At 40.5% G+C, this 12390-nt stretch carries 11 protein-coding genes and 1 other RNA gene; 1 reads left to right on the forward strand and 11 read right to left on the reverse strand.

What is annotated here, in order from left to right; translation table 11 throughout:
* Positions 1–67: 67 nt before the first annotated feature.
* Together rpsI and rplM are read right to left on the reverse strand one after the other, a co-directional pair.
* On the reverse strand, positions 68–460 hold the full coding sequence (gene rpsI / locus QMN06_RS11130; protein WP_281970188.1) for a 30S ribosomal protein S9: 393 nt from the start codon (positions 458–460) through the stop codon (positions 68–70).
* Positions 461–469: 9 nt separating this feature from the next.
* A complete protein-coding gene (gene rplM, locus QMN06_RS11135) occupies positions 470–898 on the reverse strand; it encodes a 50S ribosomal protein L13 (protein WP_281970189.1) in 429 nt (142 codons plus the stop codon).
* A 311-nt stretch (positions 899–1209) separates the two neighbouring features.
* Between rplM and QMN06_RS11140 the strand changes: the two genes are divergently transcribed.
* The gene (locus QMN06_RS11140; protein ID WP_281970190.1) at positions 1210–1632 is read left to right on the forward strand and encodes an OsmC family protein; all 423 of its coding nucleotides are present in this window, start codon (positions 1210–1212) and stop codon (positions 1630–1632) included.
* Positions 1633–1635: 3 nt separating this feature from the next.
* Here the strand turns inward: QMN06_RS11140 and rnpB are convergent.
* The 9 genes from rnpB to QMN06_RS11185 all read right to left on the reverse strand — a co-directional run bounded on the left by rnpB (position 1636) and on the right by QMN06_RS11185 (position 12390).
* An RNA gene (gene rnpB / locus QMN06_RS11145) (RNase P RNA component class A) lies at positions 1636–1939 on the reverse strand.
* A gap of 11 nt (positions 1940–1950) precedes the next feature.
* A complete protein-coding gene (gene pyrC, locus QMN06_RS11150; RefSeq protein WP_281970191.1) occupies positions 1951–3000 on the reverse strand; it encodes a dihydroorotase in 1050 nt (349 codons plus the stop codon).
* Positions 2993–4327: a glycerate kinase gene (locus QMN06_RS11155; protein ID WP_281970192.1), complete on the reverse strand. Its 1335-nt coding sequence runs from the start codon at positions 4325–4327 to the stop codon at positions 2993–2995. Before QMN06_RS11155 ends, pyrC begins: the two co-directional genes overlap by 8 nt.
* Positions 4328–4357: 30 nt before the next feature.
* The gene (locus tag QMN06_RS11160) at positions 4358–6184 is read right to left on the reverse strand and encodes an ABC transporter ATP-binding protein/permease (RefSeq protein ID WP_281970193.1); all 1827 of its coding nucleotides are present in this window, start codon (positions 6182–6184) and stop codon (positions 4358–4360) included.
* 58 nt (positions 6185–6242) lie between these two features.
* Positions 6243–8042 carry an aspartate--tRNA ligase gene (gene aspS / locus QMN06_RS11165; RefSeq protein ID WP_281970194.1) on the reverse strand — a complete coding sequence of 600 codons (1800 nt, stop codon included), beginning with the start codon at positions 8040–8042 and terminating at the stop codon, positions 6243–6245.
* A 16-nt stretch (positions 8043–8058) separates the two neighbouring features.
* The gene (locus tag QMN06_RS11170; RefSeq protein ID WP_281970195.1) at positions 8059–8688 is read right to left on the reverse strand and encodes a DUF502 domain-containing protein; all 630 of its coding nucleotides are present in this window, start codon (positions 8686–8688) and stop codon (positions 8059–8061) included.
* A 54-nt stretch (positions 8689–8742) separates the two neighbouring features.
* Complete coding sequence (locus tag QMN06_RS11175; protein ID WP_281970196.1) at positions 8743–10182, reverse strand: sodium:solute symporter family protein; 1440 nt, start codon at positions 10180–10182, stop codon at positions 8743–8745.
* A 4-nt stretch (positions 10183–10186) separates the two neighbouring features.
* The gene (gene ubiB / locus QMN06_RS11180; protein ID WP_281970197.1) at positions 10187–11776 is read right to left on the reverse strand and encodes a ubiquinone biosynthesis regulatory protein kinase UbiB; all 1590 of its coding nucleotides are present in this window, start codon (positions 11774–11776) and stop codon (positions 10187–10189) included.
* Positions 11776–12390 carry a hypothetical protein gene (locus tag QMN06_RS11185; protein ID WP_281970198.1) on the reverse strand — a complete coding sequence of 205 codons (615 nt, stop codon included), beginning with the start codon at positions 12388–12390 and terminating at the stop codon, positions 11776–11778. Before QMN06_RS11185 ends, ubiB begins: the two co-directional genes overlap by 1 nt.

The raw sequence follows: 12390 nt of genomic DNA on the forward strand, positions 1-12390 counted from the left end.
GAAACCGCAATGAAAAAACCGTATAAGCGTATTGCCTATACGGTTTTTTGCCTCTAGGCGTAAAGTATTAACGCTTACTAAATTGCTTACGACGGCGTGCGCCACGTAAACCAACTTTTTTACGTTCAACTTCACGAGCATCACGAGTAACAAAACCAGCTTTTGATAATGTTGGTTTTAACGTGTTGTCATAATCAATCAGAGCGCGAGTTACACCATGACGAACAGCGCCCGCTTGACCTGTTTCACCACCACCGCTTACATTGACTTTAATGTCAAAAGTAGCAGCATGATTTGTCAAAATCAAGGGTTGACGCGCAATCATACGTGATGTTTCGCGTGAAAAATATTGATCAATCGGTTTACCGTTGACGAGAATATCACCCTTACCCGATTTGATAAAAACCCTAGCTACAGAGCTTTTGCGACGACCGGTTCCATAATTCCAATTTCCAATCATGACAGCTCCTTAAAGTTCTAAAACGCTAGGCTGTTGAGCCGCGTGTGGATGAGTTTCATCACCGTAAACTTTTAACTTCTTGATCATTGCATAGCCGAGGGGACCTTTAGGTAACATACCCTTAACTGCTTTTTCAAGAACGCGTCCTGGAAACTTCGCTTGCATTTTGTCAAACGTTGTTTCATAGATACCACCTGGGTATCCACTGTGACGGTAATAAGTTTTTTGCAAGCCTTTGTTACCCGTTACACGGAGTTTAGATGCGTTAATAACGACGATATAATCGCCAGTGTCAACGTGAGGAGTGAATTCAGGTTTATGCTTGCCGCGCAGACGGTGTGCCACTTCACTGGCGACACGACCGAGAACTTTGTCTGTTGCGTCAATCACGAACCATTCACGCTTCACCTCATGGGATTTTGCGGAAAATGTTTTCATGACTACTTTCATTAAATTGTGGGTCCATTTAAACAGTTTTAATCTCTCATTCGGCCTTGCTTATGTTTGCACGCTCTCATTTGATTCTTAAATCTGTAATACGATTCCCTGGGACCTAAGTCAGAGAATCAATGATTGTAGCAAAAAAAAGCCCAGAGGTAAACTCTGGGCTATGAATTCCACCTTTGTTTGGGTGGAGGAGACACTGGTAGCAGTAAAATCTAAAACAAGAAATTACGCAATATAGTTATTATATATTAGGGTTATCACTAGGTAAAGTCTTTTTTTAAAATTTTTGTTGGGGTGCAACAATGGAATGTACAGTTAATTGGCTTGGGTTAGATGGCATGAGCTTTTCTGCAGAGGTCGGAAGCGGACATCTTATAAATATGGACGGGGCTCCAGAGGCTGGCGGGCGTAATTTGGCACCACGCCCAATGGAATTACTGCTGGCAGGTGCTGGCGGATGCACAGCCTTTGATGTTGTGATGATTCTAAAGAAGGCTCGTCAACATATTACTGGTTGCAAAGTTCAATTAGAAGCAGTCAGAGCAGAGTCAGATCCGAAAGTGTTCACTCACATCAATATGAAATTTATAGTGACTGGCAAACAATTAGATCCGAATAGAGTCAGCCAAGCAGTCCACTTATCTCATGAAAAATATTGCTCAGCCACAATTATGTTGGGCAAGACGGCAACAATTACTCATTCGATTGAAATTGTTGAAGGCTAAGAAGTGCAGAGTTGATCGATAAGCCGGATTCTGTCGCCAAAGTTTTCACTTTGGGGCAACCATTCATCTAGGTCCACTGTTACCAGTGGACTCGAGCTCTCTACCCGCAGGCTTAGCGGGTCGCCTCAACGCCTGCCTATTTGAGATTGCTCCGGGTGGAGGTTACCGCGTTTCACCGTAACTAAATACGCTCGTCTCTGTGGCCCTATTCCTCATGTTGCCATGGATGGCTGTTAGCCACCACCCTACCCTATGGAGTCCGGACTTTCCTCCCCTTCTATGAAGCGGCGATTGCCCAATCAACTCTGCAACGGTAGTCTAACCGAGAATTGACCACTCTAGGGACTCGCCCGCATTTAAAGGGACGATAAGATCCTGTCCCATGGGATAACTTAAAGGAATTTTTTGAGGGATTTTCTCAATGGTTATCGTCGACTGATTTCGAGGAAGTCCATAAAAACCGGGGCCATTCAATGATGCAAACTTTTCTAACTGTTGCAATTTTCCAACAGAATCAAATGCCTGAGCATATAACTCGATAGCTTGAGGAGCTGTAAAACAGCCTGCACATCCACAAGCATGCTCTTTTAAGTGTTGTGCATGAGGCGCACTATCGGTCCCTAAAAAAAACCGAGTTGAATCACTTGTAGCTGCCGCAAGGAGTGCCTGACGATGCTCTTCTCTTTTTAATACAGGCAAGCAGTAATAATGGGGGCGTATACCCCCCAAGAAAATAGCATTACGGTTATACAGCAAATGATGTGCGGTAATGGTTGCGGCAATCTCACCATAATCCTGCGTGTTTGCCTGACTGACATAATCCGCCGCATGTTTCGTCGTAATGTGTTCAAACACAACACGTAATTTGGGGTGCTTTTTTCTTAGGGGCTCTAAAACTTGCTCAATAAATGCAGCTTCACGATCAAAGATATCAATTGCCGTATGCGTTACTTCGCCATGCACTAAAAGGGGTATATCTAACTCAGCCATCTTCGCAATCGTGGCATCACATTTATTTAAATCAGTTACCCCTGCATCGCTATTTGTTGTTGCACCCGCAGGATATAACTTCACGCCGATGATGCCAGCTTCTTTAGCTTTTTCAATTTCACTCGGCAAGGTCATATCGGTGAGATACAAAGTCATTAATGCTTGAAACTCCGGATATCCAGCACTGCTTGCCGCTTCTTGAATCCGTGATTGATAACTGAGGGCTTGTGCAACTTGAGTAACCGGTGGTCTTAGATTGGGCATCACAAGAGCTCTGCTAAATTGACGCGCTGTATGGGCTACAAGATCTGGCAACACATCCCCATCACGTAAATGTAGATGCCAATCATCAGGCCTTGTAAAAGTTAATTTATTCATATCGATCTATCAGTATTATTCTAAAGTCATTTACATTGGTTAAGGTGGGACCAGTCATTACAAGTGCATCCAGCTGCTCAAAAAAATCATAAGCCTGGTGATTTTGTAAATAATGCTCGATATTGAGGCCCTTAGCAAGATACCTATTTCGGACACCTGCATCAAAATAGGCTCCAGCATTATTTTCACTACCGTCAATCCCATCTGTATCAGCAGCCAAAGCACTCATTCCTTTAATATCTAAAGTTTCTTGCATCAAAGCTAACAGATATTCTGAACAACGACCACCTCTTCCAACCACGCCCAGTGGAATCGTCACTGTGGTTTCACCACCAGATATCCATGCAATCTTCTTGGCATTCGAGTTGGTTAAACATTCTCGTATCAAAGCCGCATGATTTTTAGCAACTTCTTGAGACTCCCCAGAAACACCGTCGCCCAATACATGTACTTCATAACCTAGGGTTCGACAAAATTCTGCAGCAGCTTCAAGGCCTTTTTGCGCGGTCGCAAACACAATATTGTTGATTTGTTCACATATCTCGTCTTCAACTTTTAATGTTTCACGGTGAAGTCCCTGTTGCCCCTGCAACAGATGCTGATAAATACTTGTTAAACCCAAATGTGTATGTAACTGATATTTTTCTAAAATATGGATTGCATCATCGTATGTAGATGGATCAGGAGCACAAGGGCCACTTGCAATATCGCTAGCCTGATCGCCCACTACATCAGAAATAATCAATGCGATCATTTGGGCACCACGACGAGTCGCTAATTGGGCTAACCGTCCTCCTTGGATCGCAGAAACATGTTTACGAATCACGTTAATTTCTTCAATAGGTGCACCACAACGAAGTAACTCTTGCGTTAATTTTTGTAAAGCGTCCATTGGAATATGATTTGCAGTGAGGGGTAATAGACTTGATCCCCCTCCGGATATAAGGGCGATACAGAAATCATTTTCTTGTAAATTCCCGACAAGTTGCATGATAGCGATACTCGCCTTTAAACCTGCCTCATCTGGAAATGGGTGTGATGCCTCAGAGATGCTTATTTTTCTATTGGGTATGGGGGTAAAGACATCATGCCCATAGCGGGTAACTACATGTCCATAAATCTTGGCTTGTGGCCAATTCTGCTGCGCATATTGTTCAAAAGCATCTGCCATAGAAGCACTTGCCTTGCCTGCTCCAACAACTAAACAATTCCCTCTAATACCGTTTGGAAATATTTCTGCCAATAATATTGGCATCGATTTTTGAGGATCTGCCACAAAAAGCACTCTTTGAAAAGCTTCGTGCAAGATTTGATTGGCTGTCAACATAATGGATTCTAGGATGTTGGAGATAAACTCTTAGACGGAGACTTCGCTTTGATTTTTTTGCAAATTCCACATCGTTGCATATTTCGATTGTAATGACATGAGTTCTTCATGCGTTCCACGTTCCACAATTTCACCATCTTGCATGACCAATATCTGCTGTGCATGCACAATCGTTGATAAACGATGGGCAATAATCAAAGCAGTTCTATTGGTAGTTAATTTGTTGATTTCTTCTTGAATAGCTTTTTCTGTTTGAGAGTCTAGTGCAGATGTTGCCTCATCAAAAATAATCAGCGCTGGATTTTTTAATAAAGTTCGTGCGATTGCTACACGTTGTTTTTCACCTCCTGAGAGTTTCAAACCTCGTTCACCTACAGAGGTTTTATAAGCCTCTGGTAATCCCATCACAAATTGGTGGATTTGCGCGGCTTGAGCTGCTTGTATGATTTCTTCTTGAGTGGCTTGTGGGTTTCCATAGGCTATGTTGTAGCCTATGGAATCATTAAACAAAACGGTATCTTGCGGAACAATACCTACTATTTTTCTTAAACTTAGTTGCTGGACAGCAGAGATATTTTGTTCATCAAAATAGATTGCCCCCGATTGGACATCATAAAATCGGAATAGCAGTCTAGATAAAGTACTTTTACCAGCCCCACTACTCCCGACTACCGCAGTCGTTGTGCCGGGTTCAATGACGAAACTAACATTTTTAAGTATGGCGCGATTTGCTTCGTAAGAAAAATTAACTTGATCAAACACTACACGTGGCCCTAAATTGGGGTGATTGAGTTTTAAAGCAGGCGCCCCTGGCGCATCTTTGATTTCTTGATCTTTATTTAACAAACTAAACATATTATCCATATCTAAAATGGATTGTTTGATTTCTCGATAAATGACCCCTAAAAAATTTAATGGGATGTACATTTGAATCATTAAGGTATTTATTAAAACAATGTCGCCCAAAGTCAACTCACCGCTTTGAACCCCTAATGTGGCTCGCCATAATATAGCGATTAAGCCAATCACAATAATTGATTGTTGACCAATATTTAAAACAGCTAGAGATTGTTGTGATTTGACGGCTGCTTTTTGATAGCTTTGTAAGAAACTATCGTAACGATGTGCCTCAAATTTTTCATTACTAAAATATTTTACGGTTTCAAAATTTAATAAAGAATCGATCGCTTTTTGATTAGCACTAGTATCCATTTCATTCATCTTACGTCGATACTTAGAACGCCATTCTGTAACCATGACGGTAAAAATAATATAAATGACCAATGCACAAAAAGTAATTGCCGCATAAAGCCAATCGTAATTGATGGCAAGGTATATCAACACAATCGTAAATTCAATGAGTGTTGGCAAAATACTATACAAAGAGTATGAAATGAGGGATTGAATTCCTCTTGAGCCACGATCAATGTCTCTCGAAACTCCACCAGTTTGACGCCCTAAATGAAAGCGCAAAGACAATGAGTGTAAATGGTTGAAGACTTCAATAGCTACCTGACGAATCGCATTTTGCGTCACTTTAGCAAATAAAAATTCTCTTAATTCAGTAAATAATGAGGCTGACAGTCTAAGCAGACCATAAGCAATAACAAATGCCAATGGGAATACAAGAAATCGCCTTGGATCATCTACCGCAATGGATAAATCATCTATAAGATGCTTTAATACGACAGGTATCCCAATGTTGGCAACTTTTGCTAAAACTAAGCAGGAAATTGCAAAAAATACTCTCCAAGGATATTTGGTTAAATAGGGTATTAAAGTTTTAATAGTGCCCCAATCTCCAAGACCTCTTGGTTTTGAAGATCTAGGAGAGTGGTCAGCTGCTGATGGGCGCATTAGTGTGATGAATTAAGTTGACATTGGCGCGCTGAACTATCATCCAATGTCTTATTCATCAATTGGTAGGTTGAACTGTTCGTAAGCGGATATGTAACTCGCGTAACTGCTTTTCATCTACAGGACTAGGTGCTTGGGTTAATAAGCATTGAGCACGCTGAGTTTTCGGAAAGGCAATCACATCGCGAATTGAATCTGCACCAGTCATCATCGTCACAATACGATCAAGCCCAAATGCAATACCACCATGTGGAGGCGCGCCATACTTCAAAGCATCTAACAAGAAACCAAACTTAGCTTGAGCTTCTTCAGGTCCAATCTTGAGTGCTCGGAACACTTCGCTTTGAACTGACTCTTGATGAATACGTACTGAGCCTCCGCCAATTTCTGAACCATTAAGAACCATGTCATATGCCTTCGCAAGACACTTTCCAGGATCTTTATCAAGAATTGCTAAATGTTCATCTTTAGGACTTGTAAATGGATGATGGCAAGCAACCCATCTAGCAGCTTCTTCATCATAATCAAACATGGGGAAATCAACTACCCATAATGGTTTCCAACCTTCTTTGAAAATACCTTTTTCTTTACTCCAATCAGAATGCCCAATTTTGATTCGTAATGCACCAATCGCATCATTCACCACCTTGGACTTATCTGCCCCAAAGAAAAGAATGTCGCCATCTTGAGCACCCGTGCGTTGAATGATGGCTTCTACCGCTTGATCATGGAGATTTTTGACAATCGGTGATTGAAGTCCATTACGACCATCACTAATCTTATTGACTTTAATCCAGGCTAAGCCTTTTGCTCCGTAAATACTTACGAATTGTGTATATTCATCAATTTCACTTCTTGAGATTTCGGCACCACCAGGAACTCTTAGGGCAACAACTCTGCCATTTTCAGAATTTGCTGGGCCAGAAAATACTTTGAAGTCTACATCCGTCATCACATCAGTTAACTCTGTGAACTCTAAATCAACTCTTAAGTCTGGCTTATCGGAGCCAAAGCGACGCATTGCATCTTGGTAACTAAGGACGGGAAATGGATCAGGTAATTGAACATCAATGACTGTTTTGAAAACATGAGAAATCATATTTTCAAATAAATCGCGGATTTCCATTTCATCTAAGAATGATGTCTCGCAATCGATTTGAGTGAACTCAGGTTGACGATCTGCTCTTAAATCTTCATCGCGAAAACATTTTACAATTTGATAATAGCGATCAAAACCTGCAACCATTAATAACTGTTTAAATAATTGGGGTGATTGTGGGAGAGCAAAAAATTGGCCGTCATGGACTCTTGATGGAACGAGATAATCACGTGCACCCTCAGGTGTACTTTTTGTGAGCATTGGTGTTTCAATATCAATAAAACCTGCTTGATCTAAATAGCGGCGTGACTCCATAGCCACGCTATAACGTAATCGAAGATTTTTTTGCATTTGTGGACGGCGCAAATCTAGCACACGGTGTGTTAAGCGTGTGGTCTCAGATAAATTGTCATCATCTAACTGAAACGGTGGCGTTACTGATGCATTCAGAACATTGAGCTCTTTACACAATATCTCAATCTTCCCCGTGGTTAAGTCATTATTCTCAGTCCCTGCAGGTCTCGCTCTCACAGTGCCTTTGACTTGAATGCAATACTCATTACGAATATTTTCTGCAACACCAAAAACTTCTTTATGGTCTGGATCGCAAACAATTTGGACAAATCCATGACTATCACGTAAATCAATAAAAATAACTCCGCCATGATCACGGCGACGATTAACCCAACCAGCAATGCTGACTTCTTGGCCAATCAACTCTTCTGTAACTAAACCTGCAAAATGACTACGCAATGACATACTTAAACCTCTTTAATTAATTTTTTGGTTCTTGACCAACTGGTGGAACAGTACCCATTGAAACGATGTGCTTGAGCGCATCTTCAACAGATATGGATAATTCAATCACACTATCCTTGGGTACTATCATAAAAAATCCAGATGTTGGATTAGGTGTTGTTGGGACAAATACATGGATATGGGGGGTACCTAATTTTTCAGCAACTTCTTGCATTGGCGATCCTGTTTGAAAAGCAATGGTCCATGAATTTTGATGAGGGTATCTAATTAAAACAGCCTTTTTAAAAGCATCTCCACTACTAGATAACAAGGTATCTGAAACTTGTTTAACGCTTGAGTAAATTGATCTGACAATCGGTATACGGTGTAAGATCTTTTCCCATATGCGGAAAAGCCATCGACCTGCAATAGTAATTGCAAACATTCCCGTCAAAGTGATTGCAGCAATCACAATTAAAACACCAATAAAGGGTGTTTCTCTAAAGTGAATCAGGCTTTGCGTTAGATTCGATGGTAGAACGGTGATTAATACATGCATCACAGAACCAAACACACCATCCAAAATACCCATAGCCCAAGTAATTACCCAAATGGTAATTGCCAAAGGTGCCCAAACTAAAATGCCCGCTAAAAAGTACTTTTTCATATTCCCTTACGCCTATAAAGGAACATTATCCATCTTTTTTATGTAAAAGCATTTCTAGAACATAGTTTCTGATATCTGACTACGCTCTTTAACGAGTTCAGAGGGAATCAGTACAGAACCTACAAACATTCCCAAAGAGCTGAATGCCAATCCAACCATTTGCGGTGGAATTACCTCATGAGGCATGATTGCCTCCATCATAATCCAAGAGACTAGGCCGAGGGCAACAGCTAATAGGCCGCCCAATGGCGTTGCTTTGGACCAATAGACGCCACATAAAAGGGGCACAAAAGCTGATACCAACGTAACTTTATAAGCACTCTCTACCATTTTAAAAATGGATAACTCTGAATTCATGGCAATGATAGTCACTAGTACACTGAACACTAAAGTAGTTACTCGCATAATCAAAAGATATTGCTCTGCAGTCAATTCTTTAAAAAATCCCTTAACGATGTTTTCAGAAAATGATACGGAAGGAGCCAAAAGGGTCGCACTAGCACAACTTTTAATGGCTGATAGTAAAGCTCCAAAGAAAATCACCTGAGCAAACATAGGTGTCTGACTCAAAATCAATTGCGGCAAAATTAATTGTGAATCATTTTTTAAGCCTTCTTTGACCATTTCTGGGTCAAGCATATTCGCCGAATAAGCTAAGATCATTGGAATAAAAGCAAAACAGAAATACAGTACACCGCCCAAAATCGCCGCACGTTGGGCAATTTGTACCGTTTTTGATGAAGTAACTCGCTGAAAAACGTCTTGTTGCGGAATCGATCCAAGCATCATCGTACATAAGGCGGCTATAAAACCCATAATTTCCGCAAAATTAGCTTTTGGGAAAAAGTTAAATAAGCCAGCGTTATTGGCGTGCTCTACGACGTTTACCACCCCACCAGCCATACCAGTTACTTCATGACCAATAAATAATAGGCCAAGAACAATAATAATCATCTGCAAAAAATCAGTTACAGCAACTGCCCACATACCACCGAAAAGGGTATAAATTAACACGCTACCTGATCCAATTAACATGCCAACATCGCGAGAAATTTCTCCGCCAGATACCACATTAAAGACTAAGCCAAGAGCCATGATTTGCGCTGACACCCATCCTAAGTAGGACGCGGCAATACATAATGTAATCAAGACCTCAACGGTACGACCATATCGATCCCGATAAAAATCACCAATTGTGAGGTATTTAGCTTGATACAGTGGCTTCGCAAAAAATAAACCAACTAAAACTAGACACATGGAAGAACCAAAGGGGTCAGCAACTACACCGGCTAAACCCTCCTGCAAGAAAGTTGCTGGTGCGCCCAATACAGCCTCTGCTCCAAACCAAGTTGCAAATACTGTCGCAGTGACTACGTACATGGGCAATGCATGACCCGCAGCAGCAAAGTCAGTAGCGTTTTTTACTTTTAAGGAGGCTAATAAACCAATTGCTACTGAAATGACCCAGTAGAGAAGAACGAACCAAAGTAACATGAGATTACCTAGACAGTGTTAGTAAAAGATATGTAAACGCCCCACCTAAAAGGGCGCCAATACCAAAAATGCTAACAATGTTTGTGTGAAAGTTAAATCTTTTTTGTTTTTCTATTAAATTTATTATTTCTTGTAATTGGTTCTGTTTTTTAGCATGAACCTCTAGTTCTAGATAGGTCGAAATAAGTCTTGGAATAGTCGGTAATTTTTGCGCCCAGTGAGGTGCCTCAGACTTTAATTTTTCCCAAAATCCTTTAAAACCAACTTGTTGATTCATCCAAGTCTGCATAATCGGTTTTACGGTTTGCCACAAATCTAAATCAGGATCTAATTGACGACCAAGTCCTTCTACATTTAATAAGGTTTTTTGTAATAGGGTTAACTGTGGTTGAATTTCAACTTTAAATCTTCTTGACGTCTGAAAGAGTCGCATCAAAACAATCCCTAAAGAGATATCTTTTAAGGGACGATCAAAATAAGGCTCACAAACAGCTCTTACAGCGCCTTCTAATTCTTCAACCTTGGTTTCAGGGGGAACCCATCCTGACTCAATGTGAAGAGCAGCTACACGATGATAATCACGATTAAAGAATGCTAAAAAATTTTGTACTAAATAGTTTTTATCTAATTCAGATAACGTGCCCACAATACCAAAATCTAAAGAAATTAAACGACCAAATGTTTTTGGGTCTAGACTGACCATGATATTGCCGGGATGCATATCGGCATGAAAAAATCCATGCGCAAATGCCTGCGTAAAAAATACCTCAACACCATCTACCGCCAGCAATTTTAAATCCACTCCGGCAGCCTTTAAGTCATCCAATCGGGCAATAGATATACCATACATACGCTCCATCACCATGACGTTAATATGGCACAAATCCCAATACACTTCTGGAATCATGATTTTGTTGGAGCCTTCAAAGTTTCTTCTTAATTGGCTACAGTTTGCAGCTTCTCTGAGTAAATCTAATTCATCATGAATGGTTGTATCAAATCCGGATACAACTTCTTTTGGCTTTAAGCGCTTACCATCATAGGAGAATTTTTCTATCAAACCTGCAAGGCTATGCATCAACGCCAAATCACTCTCAATCACTCCTAAAATATTAGGGCGCAATACTTTAATGGCCACATGTTTGTCTTCCCACTCGGGATATTTGCTATTACCTTTGAGAACTGCAAAATGCACCTGAGCAATCGATGCACTGGCTATCGGCGTAGCATCAAATGATTTAAATACCTCATCAATCGGTAACTGTAGTGCTTTTTCAATAATTTCACGAGATAACTCATTCGAAAATGGTGGAACGTCATCTTGGAGTTTGGCTAATTCATCAGCAATATCCTCTGGGAGTAAATCTCTTCTTGTTGAAAGCACTTGACCAAATTTGATAAATACTGGCCCTAAAGACTCTAAAGCAAGTCGTATTCTTTGTCCTCGAGCTAAATCTCTTGAAGGTGAAAACAAAGATAAGGGGAGTGTAAGAACACTAAAAATTCCCGGCTTTAATACAGTTCTTAAAAGCCCAAAAAGATCATATCGCCAAAGAATATAAAAAATTCGGGAGATACGTTTGACTTTTTGCATTATGTTGAATGTGTTTGTTTGCTGTTAATGGCTTGCTCAAGTTGATTGACTTTTTTTTCAGCTCGGTCTAACTGATCCCGTAATAGGCGCAATTCGGATTTAAAGTCATTCATTTGCTGACTATCAACCAGAATATTTTTTTCATGTACCAAGTAATCTCTGATTCCGCCTTTTAAGTCACTCATTGCAAGTTGGGTTTGATGAAACATTTTTTGAGATTCTAAAACAATTCTTCTAGCCGGTGCATCACCTAAAAATTGAGATAAGTCCTCTTCAACTTCCCATTTAAGATCTGCTGCTAAACGATTTAAATCTGCAGCAAAGTCGATATCCCCAGAAATTTTGACAAATTTCATGGCACCAGATTTGCCTTCTTTCAGAAAAGACCATATCGCTTCTTGTGGAATTGCCAAACTAACGGAGGGAGTCTTGGGCGTGTCAGTTGCATTAACAAACATACCTTCCTGAACTGCTATTTGAAAATCCCCAATTGGTAAAGTAATCGAGATCGACTGTCCCGTCCTAGGAAGAAGTAAATCATGAGCCCAACGTTCTTGTTCAATCAAATGATTGAGGGCTCTTAATGCGACAGAAGGAACTGGCAAATTAGCCAT

The organism is Polynucleobacter sp. SHI8, assembly GCF_027944005.1.
Classification (GTDB): Bacteria; Pseudomonadota; Gammaproteobacteria; order Burkholderiales; family Burkholderiaceae; genus Polynucleobacter.

Excerpts from the sequence above, each read along its gene's own strand:
- rpsI (WP_281970188.1), bottom strand. The coding sequence starts at position 460 with ATGATTGGAAATTGGAATTATGGAACCGGTCGTCGCAAAAGCTCTGTA.
- rplM (WP_281970189.1), bottom strand. The coding sequence starts at position 898 with ATGAAAACATTTTCCGCAAAATCCCATGAGGTGAAGCGTGAATGGTTC.
- QMN06_RS11140 (WP_281970190.1), top strand. The coding sequence starts at position 1,210 with ATGGAATGTACAGTTAATTGGCTTGGGTTAGATGGCATGAGCTTTTCT.
- pyrC (WP_281970191.1), bottom strand. The coding sequence starts at position 3,000 with ATGAATAAATTAACTTTTACAAGGCCTGATGATTGGCATCTACATTTA.
- QMN06_RS11155 (WP_281970192.1), bottom strand. The coding sequence starts at position 4,327 with ATGTTGACAGCCAATCAAATCTTGCACGAAGCTTTTCAAAGAGTGCTT.
- QMN06_RS11160 (WP_281970193.1), bottom strand. The coding sequence starts at position 6,184 with ATGCGCCCATCAGCAGCTGACCACTCTCCTAGATCTTCAAAACCAAGA.
- aspS (WP_281970194.1), bottom strand. The coding sequence starts at position 8,042 with ATGTCATTGCGTAGTCATTTTGCAGGTTTAGTTACAGAAGAGTTGATT.
- QMN06_RS11170 (WP_281970195.1), bottom strand. The coding sequence starts at position 8,688 with ATGAAAAAGTACTTTTTAGCGGGCATTTTAGTTTGGGCACCTTTGGCA.
- QMN06_RS11175 (WP_281970196.1), bottom strand. The coding sequence starts at position 10,182 with ATGTTACTTTGGTTCGTTCTTCTCTACTGGGTCATTTCAGTAGCAATT.
- ubiB (WP_281970197.1), bottom strand. The coding sequence starts at position 11,776 with ATGCAAAAAGTCAAACGTATCTCCCGAATTTTTTATATTCTTTGGCGA.
- QMN06_RS11185 (WP_281970198.1), bottom strand. The coding sequence starts at position 12,390 with ATGGCTAATTTGCCAGTTCCTTCTGTCGCATTAAGAGCCCTCAATCAT.